This is a genomic window from Buttiauxella agrestis, assembly GCF_900446255.1.
Lineage (GTDB): Bacteria > Pseudomonadota > Gammaproteobacteria > Enterobacterales > Enterobacteriaceae > Buttiauxella > Buttiauxella agrestis.
In genome coordinates, this window is the sequence record NZ_UIGI01000001.1 from 3,474,494 (window position 1) to 3,495,447 (window position 20,954).

Consider the following 20,954-nt stretch of genomic DNA (forward strand, 5'->3'; position numbering starts at 1 on the left):
TTGCTTTTATATAAAACACGCTCTGCCTACAAGATTAATCCCAAAAGGCCGGTTTAAGACTAGGTTATTTATGCTGCAAAGTTATACTTCCGCCCGAGTAAAATCACTCAATAGCCATACGTAGTAAAGGGAAACAGTTACACATGCCCACCTCACCTTATTCCTGCCCTCTTGGTGCGTTAAGGATTATAGCCACTGGAGTTGCGTTGCCGCCTGATAAGGTGGAATCTTCAACCCTGGATCGAAAGCTCGGTAAAACTGTGGGATATGTCGAACAGCGCTCGGGCATAAAATATCGTTTCCATGCCAGTGAGAATGCCAGCCAGGCAGTTCTGGCCGCGGCGGCATTGAATGATGCTCTTGACCGCCAAAACATTGATCCTCTTTCCATTGATCTCTTAATTTCAGCTTCTGCCATTGCCTACCAGGCGTTGCCTTGCACTGCGGTACATATCCTGAAAGCCGCCAGACTGGCACCCGGAACAGCGGGTTTTGACATCAACAGTAGTTGTGTGAGCTTTATTTCAGCCCTGCAAGTCGCCTCTGGTTTACTGAATACTGGCAGCTATAAACGCATTGCTATCGTCAGCGCCGATATTGCTTCGCGCGGTATCGACTGGAACCATGAAGAGTCCTCGTTAATTTTCGGTGACGGCGCGGCCTGCGCCATCGTTGAACGTGGAGATGGTCAAAGTCGTATTCTTGGTAGTCTGGTGGAAATGTATCCTTCCGGAAGCGAACTGTGTGAAATACGCGCTGGCGGAACGCGATGCAACCCACGAGCTGGCATGGAAGATGCCGATTTCCTTTTCCAGATGCAGGGAAAAAAACTGTTTCGTCACGCCTCATCTATTATCGAAGATTTTTTCCAACGCCTTCTGGATGAAAGCAAACTGACCCTGAATGACATTGCCACCGTAGTTCCCCATCAGGCCAGCCATTTATCTCTGGAACATATGCGCAAGCGTCTGCATGTTTCGAATGACGTTCTGATTGATATCTATCGCTATCATGGTAATCAGGTCGCGGCATCTATTCCTACCGCACTACATGAAGCGATGATTACCGGCCGTTTTAATGCCGGTGAGCCCGTAATGCTGATTGGCACAGCCGCGGGATTGACACTGGCTGGAATGATTATTCAGCCATGAGAATTCTTGTCACCGGTGCAACCAGCGGGCTGGGGCGAAATGCAGCACAATGGTTACTTGAGGAAGGACATCGGGTAATTGCCATTGGCCGTAATCGGCAGGTGGGAGCAGAATTACAGGCTCTCGGAGCGATGTTTATTGCCCAGGATTTAACCCTGAGCACGGATGAAATGTTTTCTCATCTGGTACAGGGGTGTGATGCCGTCTGGCATTGTGCAGCAAAATCATCCCCTTGGGGCAAGGCGCAAGAGTTCTTCAATACTAATGTGGTTGTCACCGAAAAACTGGCATTCGCTGCAGGGCGAGAAGGAGTAGAACGCTTTGTGCATATCTCATCACCAGCGGTGTATTTCGATTTTCGCCATCATCACAATCTGGTGGAAACCTGCCGGGCCAGCCGTTTTTCAAGCCAATACGCCACCAGCAAATATGCTGCTGAACAAGTACTGAAAAAGTCGGTCGATCGTTTCCCTGACACCATCTACGTGATCCTTCGTCCCCGTGGGTTGTTTGGCCCACACGACCGAGTGATTGTGCCCCGTTTAATGCAACAACTCAGTGCAAAACGCAATGTCCTGCATTTGCCTGGCGGGGGCGAGGCACTGCTTGATCTCACTTTTGTACTCAATGTTGTGCATGCAATGGACTTAGCTACCCGTAATCAAAGCCTGCATTCCGGCTCAGTTTATAACATCACAAACCATCAACCAGAAAAATTGGCAGATATAGTAGATTCACTTCTAAATCAGAAGCTTAATTATAATTGTACCTTGCGAGCGCTTCCCTATAGCTTGCTGCATATGGCTGCATCAATTATGGAACTGATCGCTAAAGTAACCGGCAAAGAGCCGTTGCTCACGCGTTACAGCGTTGGCGCGGTATATTTTGATATGACACTGAGTTCTCAACGGGCCATTAATGAGCTAGGTTATCACCCGCTCTACTCACTCGAAAAAGGTATTGAGTTGACTGGCGAATGGTTGCGGGTACAAGGAAAAGGTCGCCATGGCTAATATCACAACCTTCGAAGTAGGCTACTGCACCCATATTGGTTGCATGGCATTGAAAGGGGCTGGTTTTCGGGTTTGTAAATTTCCGGCTCGCGCTTATTTAATTAAAGCGGGAGATAAATGCTGGCTGTGGGATACAGGCTACGCAACCTGGTTTGAGCATTATACGCGTTCGGGTATTTTCCAACTGTATCGAAAAATCACGCCAGTCTATTTTGACCCACGAGAATCACTGGCAGCCCAGTTGCGTGAGCAAGGCTACGCCCGCAGGGATATTCAAGGGGTGATCCTTTCCCATTTTCATGCTGACCACGTTGCCGGACTGCGTGATTTTGCCGAATCCAATTTTATATGCTCCGGTGAAGGCTGGCAGAAAACCCGTGATTTACGCGGGCTGGCGGCATTGCGACAGGCATTTATTCCGGGACTTGTCCCGGAGTCATTCGAAGATTCAGTACAGTTTTTTGAAAGTTTCACCCGCGTTGCACTGCCCGCAGAGTTGACTCCTTTTGCCCGAGGCTATGAATTACCTGGTAGCCAGGGGCAAGTGATTCTGGTGCCACTACCCGGTCATGCGGCCGGACACACCGGGGCATTTGTGCAAACGGATGATGGCTGGGTATTGCTTGCCAGCGATGCAGCCTGGTCGCCAGTAAGTTATCAGATGTTGCGTGGCCCGTCCCGTATAGCCAATATAGTGATAGATAATTCATATGCGTTTTACCAGACCCTGGAACAACTCAACCAGCTCTGGCGGGGCGGAAAGTGTGAAATTCGGTTATGTCATGAGGGAGATTTATGATCCCGTTTCGTACCCTCTGGCATTATTTTCGTATTCGTTACCGCCGCTTTGCCAATCGCGAGGCGTTGGAAAAATACCAACAGGTACAACTCAGACACTTCACTCGCCGAATCCTGACCAAAAGCCCTTGGTTTAACCGCTTTATTTCTCAACCCATCAGCAATTGGCCTTTAATGGATAAGTCACTGATGATGGAAAACTTTGACGAAATGAACACCCAAGGATTACGGCGTAACAAACTGCTTGCTTGCGCGCTGAAATGCGAAAAGGATCGCGATTTTTCCCGGAAGAGCGGCAGGTTCAGCGTCGGGCTTTCGTCAGGGACTTCAGGTCAACGGGGTGTATTCGTCGTCAACCCTGAGGAGCAACAACTTTGGGCTGCGGGGATGCTGGCGAAAATGCTACCAGACGGTTTGTTTGCTGGAGAGAGGGTTGCCCTGTTTCTGCGCGCCAATAACAACCTGTATCAGAGCGTGAATAATCGCTGGTTGAGTCTGGCTTTTTACGACCTTTTTCAGCCGATGTGTTCTCATTACTCCCCGCTTGAACAACAGTCTCCCACGATTATTGTCGCGCCCGCGCAGGTGTTGCGCGAACTGGCGTTACGCGTAAAACGTGGTGAACTGACGCTGCCAGTGAAAAAGGTTATTTCGGTGGCGGAAGTGCTGGAGCAACAAGACCGCCAGCTTCTGAACGAGGTCTTTGGTAACGTGGGGGAAGTCTACCAGGCAACAGAGGGTTTTTTGGCTGCCACCTGTTCACATGGAACCTTGCATCTGAATGAAGAATGCCTGCACATAGAACCACTGTGGATTGATGAGCAGCGCTTCACACCGGTTATCACAGATTTCACCCGCCAGACTCAACCTATCGTCCGTTATCGGTTGGATGATGTATTGGTTGCCAGTAACAAAATTTGCCCCTGTGGTAATCCCGCCCGAGCGATAAGCCACATTGAAGGCCGTTGGGATGATCAACTCAAGTTGGTTAATTGTCAGGGGGATTCACAAATCGTATTCGCCGATCTTTGTAGCCGAGCTCTGGCGATTTCCCTACCTCTGACGGTGGATTATCGACTCATTCAACACGGTGCAACCACTCTGCATTTGCTAGCTGATTGTTCAATGACTGAGCTTGAACATTGTAAAGCTGCATTGCAGGCGATGCTGCAACAGCAAGGCATTGATACGCAAAAACTCAGTTGGAAGCTGGAAAGCACAACGCTAATCCCGCAGTTCGACAGCAAAAGGCGGCGTATCACCCGCAAGGACGTTGCATGAAAAACCAGTTTTATCGCGCCAATCAGTTGCTGCTGGGGTGGGGATTTGTCGGCGTGATTTATCATCTGACCGACCATCTACAGGGTACCGGACGGGTTATCACGCCGTCATGGATTGACGAGTTCATCCCTTTTTCGGCAAACGCTATCTGGCCGTATCTCTCCTTTTTCTTGATTATCCCTCTGGGCTATTTCCTGGCACCGCTTAATGCCGTGCGCTGGCTAGCCCGAGCGATGCAGATTGCCGCGCTGGGCGCAGGTACTGTGTATTTGCTGTGGCCGACCACGTTACAGGCACCCGTCGATACTGGGCATGGCCTAACCTCAAAATTGCTAAAAGGCTTGATTGCGGCAGATTCGACACAAAACTGTCTACCGTCGTTACATGTCACTCTGACCCTGCTTGCTGTGTGGGCGGTAGCTAAATCCCGACAGAGTTTCACGACTTGGGTCCTTATGCTCTGGGGCTTCGTCATAGCCTTTTCTATTTTGCAGCTAAAGCGCCATTTATTTATCGACCTGATAGGTGGCGTGGTTCTGGCATGGATCGCCGGTGCACTGGCACAGCGATTGACACACAAAAAGGAGTTGTCTGGTGAATGAATTAACCTTGCCCTTCATATTTATGTTGGTGTTTGTTGTCGCAGAAGCAGTGCTGCTAAACCTGAACGGTCAACATCAGATTGACTGGCACGACGTGATTTTCAACCTCAACTCAGGGCATATTATGCTTTGGCTGTTTCGTGGCCTGGAAGTGATCTGCTTTAGCGCGGTATTAAACTCCTTTAGCCTGGGATTATTTGCTGATACTGCGCCAGTCTGGGTCTGGTGTTTTACACTATTTGCATGGGATTTCGCTTTCTACTGGCTCCACCGGTTACATCATCAGTTGCGTTTACTTTGGGCGGTGCACGTCGTGCATCATCAGGGAGAGCATTACAATTTGTCGCTGGGAGTGCGGAATTCTTGGTACTCGTCGCTCACCTCGATCCCGTTTTTCATTACGCTGGCCTGGCTGGGTGTACCGCTGAGCGTATATCTGAGCATGTCAATTTTTCACTACACCATCCAATTCTTTAACCACAATGCGTTGACACCAAAACTCGGTTTTCTGGAAAAGATTTTTGTCACTCCCACCCACCACAGAGTGCATCACATAAATGAACGCACCTACGCGGACAGCAATTACGGTGGTACATTTATTTTCTGGGATAAGCTTTTTGGCACGTTTAAAACTTTGCCGCAGGAGCTTCATTGCTATGGTGTTAAAGGCAATCCACCGACAAACAATCCGTTTATCGAAAGTAATCGTCCTTTCTGGCGCTTTTTGAACCGCCAGTCGTCGCCACGCCAGTTCAAGATTTCTTCATGGATGCTTTTTTGTGGAACTATCCCGCTGTTTGCGCTGGTGCTGGGCTATATCCATCTATACGGCTACGGCTACGACAATGTCTCTGTACCACAAATCGCACTGTTTGTGCTTCTGGCAATCGGCCCGGTCGCACTGGGTGCTATCTCCCAGGGGCAGTATTGGGGCGTTGTGATGTGGTTTGCTCTGACGCTTGCGTTACTGCTGCTGTTTGTCGTAGCACTAGGCTGGACGCAGATTTTCTGGGTTGGAACGATGTCGGTGCTAACGCTGCATGGTATTGGCATGTTATGCGGCTGGGGCCGACAGGCTGTAGCCAGGAGCGATATATGAAGCACAAGACAGCATTAAGGCCTCTGGCCTACCAACCCAATGATTTAGAATTACATAAAGCGCTGAAACAGGCGGTACATCAGTATCTCCGCCACAAAAACGATCATCGTTTCGCCGATGGACTTACCATTGCCAAAATGGGGTTTCTGGTGCTGATATGCTTGGGTTGCTACTGGATGAGCCTGCGACAATCTACAAGTATGGCTTTTTTTGGTTGGTACTTTGGCTTCATATTTAGCGGTATGCTACTGATCGTTAATGTAATGCATGATGCCTCTCATAATGCCTTTTTCCGCGCCAGTTGGGCAAACGTACTGATTAACCGCTTGGTTTCTATTCCTCTTGGGCTTGATCCAGAGAGTTGGCGAGTGCGTCATGCCATTTTTCATCATACTCATACCAATATTTCCGGTTACGACCCTGACATTGATGAGAATGGCGTATTGCGTCAAACACCTTTTCAACAATGGAAACCTTTCATGCGTCTCCAGCACTGGTACTGGCCTGTCGTTGCCGCGCTAACTTTTCCTTGGTATATCTGGCTGGTAGATTGGTTAGATCGCGCCGGACAAACCCGAGTAACCGAAAGACTGGCGCGCAAAGGGATCACAGGATGGACTATTTTTTTGGGCAGCAAGGGCAGCCATTTTATGCTGGCATTGGCTATTCCGACTCTGGTACTACCTAAAAGTATCAGCCTGCCCGTCATTGTGATGATCTACTTTTTTTGCCAGATGATTGCGTCGTTGCTGTTTGTGATCATTCTCGTCGGAACCCACTGGGCTAAAGCGAAATTTTTCGAAGCACCCGAGCAAGGCAATATGCCGCATAACCGGTATCAGCATATTTTCGCTACCACATTTGACTGGCACACACGACCTACCTGGGTAGGTTACTGGCTCGGTGGGGCTAATCTGCATCTGACTCATCATCTTTTCCCTCACTGGAATCACCGCCACTATCCTGAGTTAAGTCAGTTAATCGCTGATGTAGCAGCACAATTCGATCTGGATTACCAAAATCTGAGCGTGAGTGAGTTGCTGCATTTTCAGTACCGTTACCTCAAAGAGATGGGGGTTACCCCCCAGAATTCGCCAGGTGACAACGATCAATGACATCAGTAAGTCATTGGGTTGGCAGGGGTAGTACCAGGGTTACTCGCTGAGTAAGAAGGTTTTAAACTGCGGCGACATCCACGTGGTAAAACTATCGCCCTCTTTGGTGATCAAATAGACTGCCAGCCCCTCTTTTTCTGCGACCTGCTTCGCTTTTTCCGTACCGAGCACCATCAGGCCGGTGTCCCATCCATCAGCCTCCATGGCGGTCGGGGAAATCACTGTTGCCGAAACGAGTTTGTGCTGAATTGGCTGGCCGGTTTTGGGATCAATCACGTGCGACAGGCGCTTGCCGTCGAGTTCGTAATAATTGCGATAGCTTCCGGAGGTACTGATTCCATGGCCATTGAGATCAACCACCGCCTGTACCGCGTTTTCACGGTCGGTAGGTTTCTGGATAGCGACTCGCCAGGCTTTGCCATCAGCGTTAGTGCCACGAGTTACCACGGCACCACCGACGGAAACAAGGTAACGGCTAATACCGTTTTGTTCCATTAAACGCGCCAGATGATCGGCCGCGTAACCTTCGCCCATCGTCGAAAGATCCACATACAAGCCAGACAGATCTTTTTGCAGGAACTGTTTCCCGGCCTGGTTAATCACCGTCAGATGATGCAAACCGGTTAGCGCTCTGGCGGTGTCAATTTGTGCCTGATCCGGCGTTTTGACGGGTTGTTTATCCGGGCCAAATCCCCACAGATTTACCAGCGGCCCAACGGTGATGTCCATCGCGCCGTCTGTTTTCGCCCCGATTCGCAAGGCCATGGTTACAATATCGCTCATCGCTTCGGCAACCGGATAGGGTTGGGTTGATACCGACTGATTGAAAAGCGAGAGCGCTGAATCTTTTTTATAGGTCGACAATAAGCGGTCATCACCGTCTAACTGCGCCTGGATTTTTTCGCGCAGTTCCGTCTGACGGGCATTGTCCATGCCCGCAACACTGGCACGCCAGTAGGTGCCCATGGTTTTGCCTTCCAGCACCATGCCGGAATTGCCTTTGGCCGTTGGGTTATCACAGCCTGCTAAAGCGCCCAGAACTATGGCAAACAGGCCATAGCGTAGTAATCGTAAGTCCATTGTTTCTCTCTCCTGTTTGAGCGCAAAAGGGTACACCAACTGGCAAAAAAATTGGCTTAAAAGTAAAGGTTGTTGAGGCTTCAGACGTAAAAAAGGCGCCCGAAGGCGCCTTTTACAACTCATACTGCGTAAGCAGGAATTAGAACTGGTAAACCAGACCAACACCTACGATGTCATCGGTGTTAACTCCGGCATCACGAGTGAAGTTGTTGTCATCCATTAGGTTGATTTTGTAATCAACGTAGGTAGACATGTTTTTGTTGAAGTAGTAAGTCGCGCCAACATCAACATATTTAACCAGATCCTGGTCGCCGTAACCTTCGATGTCTTTGCCTTTAGACTGCAGGTAAGCAACGGAAGGACGCAGACCGAAGTCGAACTGGTACTGAGCTACAACTTCAAAGTTCTGTGCTTTGTTAGCAAAGCCAGAAACCAGGGAGTCACCGCCACCGAAGCGAGTCGCGTTGTAAGTCTGGGTGTACTGCGCTGCCAGATAGATGTTGTTAGCGTCATATTTCATGCCGCCGCTGTAAGTTTCAGCGCGATCGCCGTCACCCAGGTATGCAGCACTGTTCTGGTCGGTAGTACGCTTGGAGCTAGAGATTGCTGAACCGATGCTGAAGCCTTCGCCCAGATCATAAGTCAGGGAACCGCCAACGCCGTCACCGTTCTGTTTCAGAGCACCACGGCCGTTAGCTGTAGAACCTTCACCAGAAACGCTGCCGTTTTTACCCTGGTATTGCAGAGCAAAGTTCAGGCCGTCAACCAGACCGAAGAAGTCGGTATTACGGTAAGTTGCAACGCCGTTTGCACGAGATTGCATGAAGTTATCAGAACCATAAGTGTCGCCGCCAAATTCTGGCAGAACGTCGGTCCATGAAGTTACGTCGTATACAACGCCGTAGTTACGACCGTAGTCGAATGAACCGTAGTCAGCAAAACGCACACCTGCAAAGCCCAGACGAGTCCACGCCTGATCGCTGCTGCCTTCGGTGTTGTTTGCTTGAACGTTGTATTCCCACTGGCCGTAACCGGTCAGTTGGTCATTAATCTGAGTTTCGCCTTTGAAACCGATACGGATATAAGACTGGTCACCGTCTTGACCATCGTTGTCAGAAAAGTAATGTAAGCCATCTACTTTACCGTACAGATCTAATTTGTTGCCGTCTTTGTTATAAATTTCGGCCGCATGAGCGGTGCCTGCTACCAGCAATGCTGGAACCAGGAGGGACAGTGCTTTAACTTTCATGTTATTAACCCTCTGTTATATGCCTTTTTATATGCCACTGCTTACTGATTGTTTTTCCAATCAGTCGGCGAACCCATTGTCCAAAACAAATACAGATTAATCCAATCCGAATATGATACTAAAACCATAGAGATGTTTCATTTATCCATATAGGTGTTTCAAAATGTAAATATGATGGAACTTTTTTCAGCACGAAAAGACAATTATATAAGCACTAAAAGTTAAAACAAATAAAACCAAAAGAAAAATCAAATACTTACTGCAAAATAAAATCAGTAGCACTGAATGATAAAACATACTGCTGATTTATATATAAAATAACTCCCGCTATCATCATTAACTTTATTTATTACCGTCATTCATCTCTGAATGTCTGTTTACCCCTATTTTGGACCGGATGCTTGCATCCGGTTTTTTTTACGCTTCTTTACGTAACTTTAATCATTCTGTGCTACTCCCTTCAAAAATGTAATGACTATTAAGAAATCCACCCTCGATACGATTAATGCCGCTTCGCTTAGCAGGAACTTTCTCTAAGAAGAAAAGCAAAATAAAAAATCATTTCAAATATAATAATTGTACAGACGTGATTATTTTGTACAAAAACACCCCACCTCAATCGTACAAAATACGCGCCGTTTACCGTTCCCATTCTGGCTAATTTTCAGTAACCTGGAAATGTACCCATTTGGAATTATACTCGTTGGGTTTCAAAGAGAGTCGATGACGCCAGTGCCTGATAAAGGTATTCTTAGCGCTGGTTTTTTGGTGACAGTTCTACCGTCTGTCAGGCTTATCTGCGGGTAGAACAGAACAGTGGTTTTATTAAAGTGGCGAATGCTCGCCGGGTTGCGCGCTAACAATGAGTCAGTCAGACAGTATGATCCCTAATAAATTTTCGCTTATCCCCGGCAATATCACGCGCTTCTTTCTGCTATTGATCGTGATATTGCTCGTTGCCATGGGCGTCATGGTGCAAAGCGCCGTCAACACCTGGCTGAAAGATAAGAGCTATCAGATTGTAGATATCACGCACGCGCTGCATAAGCGCATCGATACCTACCGTTACGCCACCTGGCAAATCTATGACAACATTGCCGTGTCGACATCTCCGGCAAGTGAAGGTCTGCAAGAAACCCGTCTGCGCCAGGATGTTTATTATTTAGAGAAACCTCGCCGCAAAACCGAAGCCCTGATTTTTGGCTCTCACGACAGCTCAACCCTGGACATGACCCAACGTATTTCGACCTATCTCGATACGCTGTGGGGTGCCGAAAATAGCCCATGGTCGATGTATTATTTAAACGGCCAGGACAACAGCATGATCCTGGTTTCTACCCTGCCGCTTAAAGATCTCTCATCCGGCCTTAAGGAGAGTGGCGTAGGTTCCATTGTCGATTCACGTCGTGCCGAGATGTTGCAACAGGCCAACGCGCTTGATGAACGTGAGAGTTTCTCTTCATTACGCCATCTGGCCTGGCAAAACGGCCATTACTTCACCCTGCGCACGACCTTTAACCAGCCGGGGCATCTGGCAACCGTCGTCGCGTTTGATTTGCCGATTAACGATTTAATTCCGCCAACGATGTCACTGGATAGTTTCCGTCTGGAAAATAATGATGCCCAGCTTCCGGGCAAGAGTGCCGATAAAGAGGGACCGGATAGCATCACCATTAACTTTAACGGCGCGAAAATCGAAATTGCTTCGCCGCTTGCCACTACCGATTTGCGTCTGGTGTGGCAGGTTCCACTTGGCACGTTGTTGATGGACACCTTGCAGAATATTTTGCTGCCACTGCTGCTTAATATCGGCCTGCTGGCACTCGCGTTGTTTGGCTTTACGACTTTCCGCCAGCAGGCTGCGCGCCCTGTCGAAACCCAAAGCGGCAACGCCGAGTTACAAATCCTGCGAGCCTTAAATGAAGAGATTGTCACGCAACTGCCACTTGGCCTGCTGGTGCATGATCTGGACTCTAACCGTACGGTCATTAGTAATAAAATTGCCGACCATCTGCTGCCGCATCTGAATCTGCAAAACATTATTGCGATGGCCGATCAGCATCAGGGTGTGATTCAAGCCACGATCAATAACGAACTGTACGAAATCCGGCAGTTCCGTAGTCAGATTGCTCCACGCACGCAGATTTTTGTGATTCGCGATCAGGACCGCGAAATTCTGGTGAATAAAAAGCTCAAACAAGCGCAACGTTTATACGAGAAAAATCAGCAAGGACGCATCGCGTTCATGCGGCATATCGGAGAGGCGTTACAGCTTCCGGTGAAGAGTATTGCAGAGCATGCCAGCGCGTTAAACACTCCAGAGGCGCGTGTCGTCGCTAATGAAGCGCAAAGTATTGCGCGTCTGGTGGATGAAATTCAGTTGCTGAATATGCTCGAAACCGACGCATGGAAAACCAATGCCACAAAGTTTGCCATCCAACCTTTGATTGATGAAGTCGCCCTGGAAATGCTGCCAATTATCAAACGCAAAGGTTTGCAGCTGCTGATAAATAATCACCTGACAACGGATGAAGAACGTCATGGCGACCGCGAAGCCTTGCGCAAAGCCTTGCAATTACTGCTCAATTACTCGGTGACGACCACTCAGATTGGTAAAATCACTCTGGATATCACCGAAGAAGAATCCGGTCCTGACCGTTTACTGTTCCGTATTCTGGACACCGGCGAAGGCATTAGTCATGGCGAAGTCGATAATCTTCACTTCCCTTTCCTTAACGAAACCAGCGAGGATCGTTACGGGCAAGCCAACGGCTTAACGTTCTATTTGTGCAACCAGCTGTCACGCAAATTAGGCGGGCATCTGAATATTAAAACCCGTGAGGGGATTGGTACGCGCTATAACCTGCACATCAAAATGACGGCAGAGCCGCAGCACGAAGAACAGGAAGAGAAATTGCTTGATGATGTCGTGGCAATGATTGATATCACCTCGAATGAAGTGCGGAATATCGTCACTCGTCTGCTGGAGAATTGGGGAGCACAATGCATCACCCCGGATGAAAGACTGGCAAGTCAAGAGTTTGATATCTTCCTGACAGATAATCCGTCTAATCTTACATCTTCTGGTTTGCTTTTAAGCGATGATGAGAACGGAATGCGGAAAATTGGCCCAGGCCAATTCCGCGTTAACTTTAATATCAGCAATGCCATGCAGGATGCGGTGCTACAACTGATAGAGGAGCAACTGGCGCAAGAAGGTGCATCCGAATCCCCGTTAGGTGGTGACGAAAATGCGCAACTTCATGCCAGCGGCTATTACGCGCTGTTTGTTGACACAGTACCGGAAGATGTTAGGAGATTGTATACTGAATCTGCGGCGCACGATTTCGCAGCGTTAGCGCAGACAGCTCACCGCTTAAAGGGGGTGTTTGCAATGCTCAATCTGGTACCCGGCAAGCAGTTATGTGAAACGTTAGAGCATCACATTCGTGAAAGTGATGCTACCAACATACAAAAATATACCAGCGATATTGACGCTTACGTCAAGAGTTTGCTGTAGCAAGGTAGCCTATTACATGAACAGTATGAACGTAATTATTGCCGACGACCATCCGATTGTCCTGTTCGGCATTCGTAAATCTCTCGAGCAGATCGAGTGGGTGAATGTTGTCGGTGAATTTGAAGATTCCACAGCGCTTATCAATAATCTGCCAAAACTTGATGCTCATGTTTTGATAACCGATCTCTCAATGCCTGGCGACAAATACGGCGATGGCATTACGCTTATCAAATACATTAAGCGCCATTTCCCGAATATCTCCATCATCGTTCTGACGATGAATAACAACCCGGCGATTTTGAGTGCGGTATTAGAACTTGATATCGAAGGGATTGTATTGAAGCAAGGCGCGCCAACCGACTTACCAAAAGCTCTGGCCGCATTGCAGAAAGGCAAAAAATTCACCCCGGAAAGCGTTTCACGCCTGCTGGAAAAAATCAGCGCGGGCGGTTACGGCGACAAACGTTTGTCTCCAAAAGAGAGCGAAGTATTGCGCCTGTTCGCGGAAGGTTTCCTGGTGACTGAAATTGCCCGTAAGCTGAACCGCAGCATCAAAACCATCAGTAGCCAGAAGAAATCAGCCATGATGAAACTGGGTGTGGAAAATGACATTGCGTTGCTGAACTATCTTTCGTCAGTGAGCCTGTCCCCGGCTGACAAAGAATAATTTCTACCCGTCATACTTCAAGTTGCAGCTGTGTTGGCTGCTCTCACTCACCCCAGTCACTTACTTTAGTAAGCTCCTGGGGATGAGTTCTCTTGCCGCCTGGCTGTAACTCGAATTATTCGGGCATAAACCCTAATCCTGCTTTGCAGAACTACAACTCCCTACTGCTACGCACCCTTGCGGCATAGAGATCGACAGTCTTTTTAAGAATATCCAGCGTCACTGGCTTCGACAGGCAACTATCCATTCCCGACTCAATACAACGCTGCTTCTCTTCAGCCAGTGCATTCGCCGTGACCCCCACGACAGGCAGCGTCAAACCTAACTGTCGAATACGTTGCGTCAGACGATATCCATCCATATTCGGCATGTTGACGTCGCTCAGCACGATATCAATATGATTTTTACTCAGCACATTGAGTGCATCCACGCCGTCATTCGCCGTTTTGCATTGATACCCGAGAGATCCCAACTGATCGGCCAGCAAACGTCGGTTGATAGGATGATCGTCAACCACCAGGATCATCATGTCGTCATTTCGTTCATTGGTGCCAGTGAGCGCCGGGAGTTCCGCATCTGTACCCGGTAGCGTCACGGTAACGCTGTAAATACGGCCCAGCAGCAGCAATAAATCATGCGGGGCGGCAAGGCTGTGCAACCAACACCCCGGTGACATCTCAATTGGAATACCGATATGACGACGGCAGAAAATAATCGCGGCACGCCCTTGCCACTCGTTTTCCAGCTCATCGTCAGTAATCAAAATATCGTCGATGTCGGGTATTTCACCTTGATACTGCCGAACGTCGATATGGTTTTTGGCAAGCATTGATTCCAGATACTGGCTCAGTGATGCATTGCGCACCGCCAGCCAGCAGCGCTTGTTCAGCAACCCTTCCACCCCGGATTGCCCGGCATAATTGGCACTGTATAAAGGAATGCGAATCGTAAACTGGCTGCCCATGCCGACTTCGGTATCAACCGAAATATCGCCATCCATCATGCTGATTAACTTCTCGCAGATGGCCAGACCCAGCCCGGTGCCCTGGAAGTTATGCTGCACGCCGGTCCCCACCTGGAAGAACGGGTCAAACAGGCGCGTGACCTCTTTCGCAGGGATCCCCACGCCCGTGTCACGCACTCGCAACGAGAGATAATCCCCTTCCACGCTGACATGCAAAACGATACAGCCCACGTCGGTAAATTTAATCGCGTTGCTAAGCAAGTTGGAAATCACCTGCTGCAAACGCATCGGGTCGCCTTGCAGCGTTAGCGGCACATCAGGTTCGATGAAACAGTACAGCCCGAGCTGTTTACGCACCACCAGCGGTAAATAGTTGGCGGTGATGTGGCTCATAACTTCACGCGGAGAGAACTCACGCGGCTCGATTTTGAGCTGTTCAGATTCAATTTTTGAGAAGTCGAGAATATCGCTAATAATTTTCAGCAGCAGGTTGGAAGAGTTATTCATCGCCGTCACCAGGCGATCAACGCCTTTCGGCAACTCTTTGGTTTGCAATAAATCCAGGTTGCCGATAATGCCGTACAGCGGCGTACGCAGTTCATGGCTGACGGTGGCAAGGAACATGGATTTTGACTGGCTCGCCTGCTCAGACGCCTGCGCCATTTCCTGGAGTGACTCTTCCATTTTCACACGCGCACTCACATCCACCAGCACGCAAATCGCCACGTTTTCATTGCGATAGCGCGAATGGACAAAGCTTATCTGCAAGTTGGTATGGCTGCTGGTCAGCACATCGACGAAGTTAACCTGCTGCCCGCAAATGATTTGCGTCAGCCGCTGCCGGTCTTCGTGCGTCAGCATGTTGAGATAATTGTGCGCCAGTTCGTTGCTCAGAATATTTGTGCCGTCCTGAGTACGCAGAATACAAATCCCTACCGGGGCCGAAGCCACAATTTTACGGTTGAACTGTTCGTGTTCTTCCAGACGCTGGGCATCGTTTTCCGCCGGGATAAATATCCGTTTCTCGTACATCCGCGCCAGCGTAAACAGCACGACGCCCACGAGGATATTCAACAGCACCGAGTTGAGGATCAGCATCCGGATCCGCTCCAGCACCATATCCACCGGGACGGAGTACACCACGCTCATTGACGATGGCGGCAAGTTTTTCTTGAGAATGAATTGTTTGAAACCTGAGGTGTAACCAAACCACGAACGTTCCTGCACCCATTTACTTTCAGGATCGATGTGTGTTTCCGGCCCGGTCAGTGAAATCAACGGTCGGCTATTTTCATCCAGAATGGTCACGCCAATGGGCATAGAACCCGGTGACAGGAAATTTTCCATGCGGATGGTTTGTTCGACACCCAGCAGCGCCTGCAAGCGGTTCGCAAGATACACCGGCGTCAGCGTATAAAAGTAACCGACACCCGGACGCGACCCCTGCCCAATCCAGTAAATACTGTTGCTGCGCTCATCTTGCGGGGCATTACGATATTTCATGATGCGTTCGTGCAACGTTTTCAGCGCTTTTTCGCGCTCAAGCGGCATTTCACGCAGGCCGAAATCGGCCATGCACAGATTGTCGCCGCCAATCAAAAAGACGCGGTTGAGATCGTAAGCTGCAGAAAAATTATCGCGCCAGTAGCGCAAGAACCACGCCAGCGATTGCAACGAAGAACGCCAGGAGGCACTGACGGCGGAGCAGTCAGAGTCAGGGAATAACGGCATGAAATTCGGTGGATCAACTTTGTTGTCATCGTTTTCCACGACCGGCAACACGCCATTCGACGCAGTCAGGCGATTCTCGGCGATGTACTTGAGTTCTTTCACCACATCAGAAGTGCGCTGAATGTAACGCTGCGCCTGATCGAAGCTGATATTAAATTCCTGACGAATTTCTGACTCTTTTTCGTGTAATGCATTAACGATGTAGAACACCGAAAAGAGCGCAATCAGCAGCCAGAGCAATAAAGCCAGCGCCCGAAACATGTAGCGGGAGACTTTGAGTGTGGTACGAAAGGAGACAAGATATTTCAAATTGAGCCTGGTCGTGGAAATTGCAAAACTTTGGATGCCGTTAAGGTAGTCGCAAAAATGATAGCCCGCAACGGCAAACAGCGTGGATGACACTGACCACAAAGGATTACTGTCAGAACTTCTCGATAACTTTGAAATGCATCAGCACCAGGGTCATATCCGGTGAGAATAAGTCATATTCTTCAAAGAAGCGTTTATGCTCTTTACGCCAGTAAGCCAGCGATTTGTCGCCTTCGCCTTCAGCCAGAGCATGAGCTTCATTGACCTGCTCATAAGTGGTCATCTCAACGGTCGTCAGTTCAATCGCACAAACCGGCTCATTCTTGCCATCTACCACCACGAAGATATCACCAGGTTGAGCAATGCCCTCGCCGTCCAGGTTAGAACAGGTAGCCGTTTTCACGCCATCCAGCACCAGCCTGGCAAGTTCATCCGCCTGCTTTTCGGTATCACCGAATGCCCAACGTTCTATGTCTTCATACTTTTCAGGAATAGCCATTGCTTCACCTTATTAATTGAGCCATCAATTCATTAGAATAATACATGGTATTAAAATACAAAACGCCCGATGCAAAGAATGCATCAGGCGTTTTAAGTCATATCAAACGACAAATTTCGGATTATTCGTCCGCGTCGTCGGATACTTCATCATCAGCAGCTTCATCAGTGTCTGCTTCTGGTGCGATTTCGTCATCACCTTCCGCAACTGAGCCGTCGATAGCATCCAGCTCTTCTTCGTCTACCGGTTCTGCAACACGTTGCAGGCCCACTACGTGTTCATCGTCCGCGGTACGGATGAGGATAACGCCCTGGGTGTTACGGCCAACGACACTCACTTCAGAAACGCGAGTACGAACCAGAGTACCGGCATCGGTGATCATCATAATCTGGTCGGTATCTTCCACCTGCACCGCGCCCACAACGCTGCCGTTGCGCTCGGTCACTTTGATGGAGATAACGCCCTGAGTCGCACGCGACTTGGTCGGATATTCTTCAGCCGCAGTACGTTTACCGTAACCATTCTGCGTCACGGTCAGGATTGAACCTTCGCCGCGCGGAATAATCAGGGAAACGACTTTGTCTTCACCCGCCAGTTTAATACCGCGAACACCTGTTGCAGTACGGCCCATGGTACGAACGGCGTCTTCTTTGAAGCGTACCACTTTACCCGCAGCCGAGAACAACATGGCTTCGTTGCTGCCGTCGGTCAAATCAACACCAATCAGCTCGTCACCCTCGTTGAGGTTAACGGCAATGATGCCTGCTGAACGTGGACGGCTGAAGTCGGTCAACGCAGTTTTCTTCACGGTGCCGCTTGCGGTCGCCATGAATACGTTAATGCCTTCGGCATATTCACGAACCGGCAGAATCGCGGTGATACGTTCGTTTGCTTCCAGTGGCAACAGGTTAACAATTGGACGGCCACGCGCACCACGGCTCGCTTCCGGCAACTGATAAACCTTCATCCAGTACAGACGACCACGGCTGGAGAACAGCAGAATGGTATCGTGGGTATTGGCAACCAACAGGCGGTCGATGAAGTCTTCTTCTTTAATACGTGCTGCGGATTTACCTTTACCACCACGACGTTGTGCTTCGTAGTCGGTCAGCGGCTGATATTTCACATAGCCCTGATGGGACAGCGTCACAACCACATCTTCGCGGTTGATCAAATCTTCAATGTTGATATCAGAGGTATTCGCAGTGATCTCTGTACGACGCTTGTCGCCAAACTGATCGCGCATCGCAACCAGCTCTTCAGTGATCACTTCCATCAGACGTTCAGCGCTGCCCAGAATGTGCAGCAACTCAGCGATCTGCTCCAGCAACTCTTTGTATTCGTCGAGCAGTTTTTCGTGCTCAAGGCCAGTCAGTTTCTGCAAACGCAGATCCAGAATCGCCTGTGCTTGTTGCTCGGTCAGGAAATATTGACCATCACGAATACCGAATTCTGGTTCCAGCCATTCAGGGCGCGCAGCGTCATCACCTGCACGTTCCAGCATCGCGGAAACATTGCCCAGATCCCATGAACGGGCGATCAGGCCTGCTTTCGCTTCTGCCGCATTTGGAGAATGACGGATCAGTTCGATGATTGGGTCGATGTTCGCCAGAGCGATCGCCAGACCTTCAAGGATGTGCGCACGATCGCGCGCTTTACGCAGTTCGAAGATAGTACGACGCGTAACAACTTCACGACGGTGACGCACGAACGCAGAAAGAATGTCTTTCAGGTTCATGATCTTCGGTTGGCCCTGGTGCAACGCAACCATGTTGATACCGAAGGAAGTCTGAAGCTGAGTCTGAGAATAAAGATTATTCAGAACCACTTCGCCCACTGCATCGCGTTTGATTTCGATGACAATGCGCATGCCGTCTTTATCAGACTCGTCACGCAGAGCGCTAATGCCCTCAACGCGTTTGTCTTTCACCAGTTCAGCGATTTTCTCAATCAGGCGTGCTTTGTTAACCTGGTACGGAATTTCATGAACGATGATGGTTTCGCGACCGGTTTTAGCATCAGCTTCTACTTCTGCGCGAGCGCGGATGTAAATCTTGCCACGGCCAGTACGATACGCTTCTTCAATGCCACGACGGCCATTGATGATTGCAGCAGTTGGGAAGTCCGGGCCTGGGATGTGTTCCATCAGCCCTTCAACGGTAATGTCTTCGTCTTCAATAAACGCAAGGCAACCGTTGATCACTTCCGTAATGTTATGAGGCGGGATGTTAGTTGCCATACCGACTGCGATACCGGATGAACCGTTTACCAGCAGGTTAGGTATTTTGGTTGGCATAACATCAGGAATTCGCTCGGTGCCGTCGTAGTTATCGACGAAGTCTACCGTGTCTTTTTCGAGATCGGCCATCAGCTCGTGGGCGATTTTCGACATACGGATTTCCGTATAACGCATCGCCGCGGCGGAGTCACCATCTACAGAGCCGAAGTTACCCTGGCCATCTACCAGCATGTAACGCAATGAGAATGGCTGCGCCATACGCACGATAGTGTCATAGACAGCGGTATCACCATGAGGGTGATACTTACCGATTACGTCACCAACAACACGGGCGGATTTTTTGTACGCTTTATTCCAGTCATTGCCCAATACGTTCATGGCGTAAAGTACGCGACGGTGTACCGGCTTGAGTCCATCGCGGACATCTGGCAGTGCGCGGCCGACAATAACCGACATCGCGTAATCCAGATATGAGCTCTTAAGCTCTTCCTCAATGTTGACCGGTGTAATTTCTCTGGCAAGGTCGCTCATGTATCCGCTATCCCTCTACTGTGTCCCGGATTCAAAGGTCGCAAATTATAACACAATCGCCCTACTGTGGGGAAACCAGAAGAACTACACATCTACCCTAAATAATTCGTATACTTCCGCCACGAAACAAGCAAGGAGTAAGCAGCCCCATGAATGCCGAAAACCAACCGGTAATCCAGAACGTCGACCATGATGAAATCGCTAAATTCGAAGCCGTTGCCTCACGCTGGTGGGATTTAGAAGGCGAATTTAAACCGCTTCACCGTATTAATCCGCTGCGTTTGGGCTATATCAGCCAGCGTGCGGGTGGGTTATTCGGTAAAACGGTGCTTGATGTTGGCTGCGGCGGCGGAATTCTGGCAGAAAGCATGGCGCGCGAAGGGGCGAATGTGACTGGCCTGGATATGGGATTCGAACCGTTACAAGTGGCTAAACTTCATGCCCTGGAAAGCGGTATTCAGGTGGATTACGTTCAGGAAACCGTTGAACAGCACGCCGAAAAATTTGCTGGAAAGTACGACGTTGTGACCTGCATGGAAATGCTGGAACATGTGCCCGATCCGAAATCGGTCGTTGCGGCCTGTGCAAAACTGGTCAAACCAGGTGGCCACGTCTTTTTCTCCACCCTCAACCGTAATGGCAAATCCTGGCTGATGGCGGTCGTTGGCGCGGAATACATTCTGCGCATGGTGCCAAAAGGCACGCATGATATTAAAAAGTTTATCAAACCTGCGGAATTGCTGTCCTGGGTGGATGAGACTCCACTGCGCGAGCGTCACATGACCGGGTTACATTTCAACCCGCTGACCAACACCTTCAAACTTGCGCCAGGCGTTGATGTTAACTACATGCTGCATACCGAAGCATAAACCTGCTTTCTCATAGGTGAATCTTATGGTTTTTGCGCAACATCAAGTTGCGCAATTATCCATTAAGTTTAAGAAATCAGCACTCGATCAAAAATATCATTTTTTTTGCATCCCATTGACAATTGTCACAGGCCTTATGTGACGTGGACTTAGCGAAATTCTGCTTGTCACAACCTTAAATTCATCTCGAAATCAATACTTGTTCTCAGCCGATTAGTTACTAGAATACTCACCATA

15 protein-coding genes are annotated in these 20,954 nt (G+C 49.3%); 10 read left to right on the forward strand and 5 right to left on the reverse strand.

What is annotated here, in order from left to right; translation table 11 throughout:
* The first annotated feature begins 143 nt into the window (after nt 1-143).
* The 7 genes from DY231_RS16515 to DY231_RS16545 are packed head-to-tail and all read left to right on the forward strand — an operon-like array spanning nt 144 to nt 7,059.
* Entirely contained in the window at nt 144-1,151 is a 1,008-nt protein-coding gene (locus tag DY231_RS16515) for a 3-oxoacyl-[acyl-carrier-protein] synthase III C-terminal domain-containing protein (RefSeq protein ID WP_115630051.1), read from the forward strand.
* Nucleotides 1,148-2,164, forward strand: coding sequence for an NAD-dependent epimerase/dehydratase family protein (locus DY231_RS16520; RefSeq protein WP_115630053.1), 1,017 nt, complete (start codon nt 1,148-1,150; stop codon nt 2,162-2,164). The genes DY231_RS16515 and DY231_RS16520 overlap by 4 nt, the downstream gene beginning before the upstream one ends.
* Entirely contained in the window at nt 2,157-2,963 is an 807-nt protein-coding gene (locus tag DY231_RS16525; protein ID WP_115630055.1) for an MBL fold metallo-hydrolase, read from the forward strand. The genes DY231_RS16520 and DY231_RS16525 overlap by 8 nt, the downstream gene beginning before the upstream one ends.
* Nucleotides 2,960-4,243 carry a F390 synthetase-related protein gene (locus tag DY231_RS16530; RefSeq protein WP_115630057.1) on the forward strand — a complete coding sequence of 428 codons (1,284 nt, stop codon included), beginning with the start codon at nt 2,960-2,962 and terminating at the stop codon, nt 4,241-4,243. Before DY231_RS16525 ends, DY231_RS16530 begins: the two co-directional genes overlap by 4 nt.
* On the forward strand, nt 4,240-4,845 hold the full coding sequence (locus DY231_RS16535; RefSeq protein ID WP_115630059.1) for a phosphatase PAP2 family protein: 606 nt from the start codon (nt 4,240-4,242) through the stop codon (nt 4,843-4,845). The genes DY231_RS16530 and DY231_RS16535 overlap by 4 nt, the downstream gene beginning before the upstream one ends.
* On the forward strand, nt 4,838-5,944 hold the full coding sequence (locus tag DY231_RS16540) for a sterol desaturase family protein (protein WP_115630061.1): 1,107 nt from the start codon (nt 4,838-4,840) through the stop codon (nt 5,942-5,944). Before DY231_RS16535 ends, DY231_RS16540 begins: the two co-directional genes overlap by 8 nt.
* Entirely contained in the window at nt 5,941-7,059 is a 1,119-nt protein-coding gene (locus DY231_RS16545; RefSeq protein ID WP_115630063.1) for a fatty acid desaturase family protein, read from the forward strand. Before DY231_RS16540 ends, DY231_RS16545 begins: the two co-directional genes overlap by 4 nt.
* Nucleotides 7,060-7,098: 39 nt before the next feature.
* Here the strand turns inward: DY231_RS16545 and apbE are convergent, their stop codons facing one another.
* Together apbE and DY231_RS16555 are read right to left on the reverse strand one after the other, a co-directional pair.
* Nucleotides 7,099-8,139: an FAD:protein FMN transferase ApbE gene (gene apbE / locus DY231_RS16550; protein WP_115630065.1), complete on the reverse strand. Its 1,041-nt coding sequence runs from the start codon at nt 8,137-8,139 to the stop codon at nt 7,099-7,101.
* 139 nt (nt 8,140-8,278) lie between these two features.
* A complete protein-coding gene (locus tag DY231_RS16555) occupies nt 8,279-9,388 on the reverse strand; it encodes a porin OmpC (RefSeq protein ID WP_115630067.1) in 1,110 nt (369 codons plus the stop codon).
* Between the two features lie 862 nt (nt 9,389-10,250).
* Here DY231_RS16555 and rcsD point away from each other — a divergent pair.
* Together rcsD and rcsB are read left to right on the forward strand one after the other, a co-directional pair.
* A complete protein-coding gene (rcsD, locus tag DY231_RS16560; protein WP_115630069.1) occupies nt 10,251-12,908 on the forward strand; it encodes a phosphotransferase RcsD in 2,658 nt (885 codons plus the stop codon).
* Nucleotides 12,909-12,924: 16 nt separating this feature from the next.
* Entirely contained in the window at nt 12,925-13,575 is a 651-nt protein-coding gene (rcsB, locus tag DY231_RS16565; protein ID WP_034494092.1) for a response regulator transcription factor RcsB, read from the forward strand.
* 151 nt (nt 13,576-13,726) lie between these two features.
* Here the strand turns inward: rcsB and rcsC are convergent, their stop codons facing one another.
* From rcsC to gyrA, 3 genes are all read right to left on the reverse strand, one after another.
* The gene (gene rcsC / locus DY231_RS16570) at nt 13,727-16,579 is read right to left on the reverse strand and encodes a two-component system sensor histidine kinase RcsC (RefSeq protein ID WP_115631871.1); all 2,853 of its coding nucleotides are present in this window, start codon (nt 16,577-16,579) and stop codon (nt 13,727-13,729) included.
* Between the two features lie 112 nt (nt 16,580-16,691).
* Nucleotides 16,692-17,078: an ASCH domain-containing protein gene (locus DY231_RS16575; protein ID WP_034494089.1), complete on the reverse strand. Its 387-nt coding sequence runs from the start codon at nt 17,076-17,078 to the stop codon at nt 16,692-16,694.
* 121 nt (nt 17,079-17,199) lie between these two features.
* Nucleotides 17,200-19,848, reverse strand: coding sequence for a DNA topoisomerase (ATP-hydrolyzing) subunit A (gene gyrA, locus DY231_RS16580; protein ID WP_115630071.1), 2,649 nt, complete (start codon nt 19,846-19,848; stop codon nt 17,200-17,202).
* A 149-nt stretch (nt 19,849-19,997) separates the two neighbouring features.
* On the opposite strand from gyrA, the gene ubiG reads away from it, so the two are divergent.
* Complete coding sequence (gene ubiG / locus DY231_RS16585) at nt 19,998-20,717, forward strand: bifunctional 2-polyprenyl-6-hydroxyphenol methylase/3-demethylubiquinol 3-O-methyltransferase UbiG (protein WP_115630073.1); 720 nt, start codon at nt 19,998-20,000, stop codon at nt 20,715-20,717.
* Nucleotides 20,718-20,954: the final 237 nt, after the last annotated feature.

Coding starts and splice junctions, on each gene's coding strand:
- DY231_RS16535 (WP_115630059.1), top strand. CDS start 4,240: ATGAAAAACCAGTTTTATCGCGCCAATCAGTTGCTGCTGGGGTGGGGA.
- DY231_RS16520 (WP_115630053.1), top strand. CDS start 1,148: ATGAGAATTCTTGTCACCGGTGCAACCAGCGGGCTGGGGCGAAATGCA.
- DY231_RS16530 (WP_115630057.1), top strand. CDS start 2,960: ATGATCCCGTTTCGTACCCTCTGGCATTATTTTCGTATTCGTTACCGC.
- DY231_RS16555 (WP_115630067.1), bottom strand. CDS start 9,388: ATGAAAGTTAAAGCACTGTCCCTCCTGGTTCCAGCATTGCTGGTAGCA.
- DY231_RS16515 (WP_115630051.1), top strand. CDS start 144: ATGCCCACCTCACCTTATTCCTGCCCTCTTGGTGCGTTAAGGATTATA.
- rcsB (WP_034494092.1), top strand. CDS start 12,925: ATGAACAGTATGAACGTAATTATTGCCGACGACCATCCGATTGTCCTG.
- rcsD (WP_115630069.1), top strand. CDS start 10,251: ATGAGTCAGTCAGACAGTATGATCCCTAATAAATTTTCGCTTATCCCC.
- apbE (WP_115630065.1), bottom strand. CDS start 8,139: ATGGACTTACGATTACTACGCTATGGCCTGTTTGCCATAGTTCTGGGC.
- ubiG (WP_115630073.1), top strand. CDS start 19,998: ATGAATGCCGAAAACCAACCGGTAATCCAGAACGTCGACCATGATGAA.
- DY231_RS16545 (WP_115630063.1), top strand. CDS start 5,941: ATGAAGCACAAGACAGCATTAAGGCCTCTGGCCTACCAACCCAATGAT.
- gyrA (WP_115630071.1), bottom strand. CDS start 19,848: ATGAGCGACCTTGCCAGAGAAATTACACCGGTCAACATTGAGGAAGAG.
- DY231_RS16575 (WP_034494089.1), bottom strand. CDS start 17,078: ATGGCTATTCCTGAAAAGTATGAAGACATAGAACGTTGGGCATTCGGT.
- DY231_RS16525 (WP_115630055.1), top strand. CDS start 2,157: ATGGCTAATATCACAACCTTCGAAGTAGGCTACTGCACCCATATTGGT.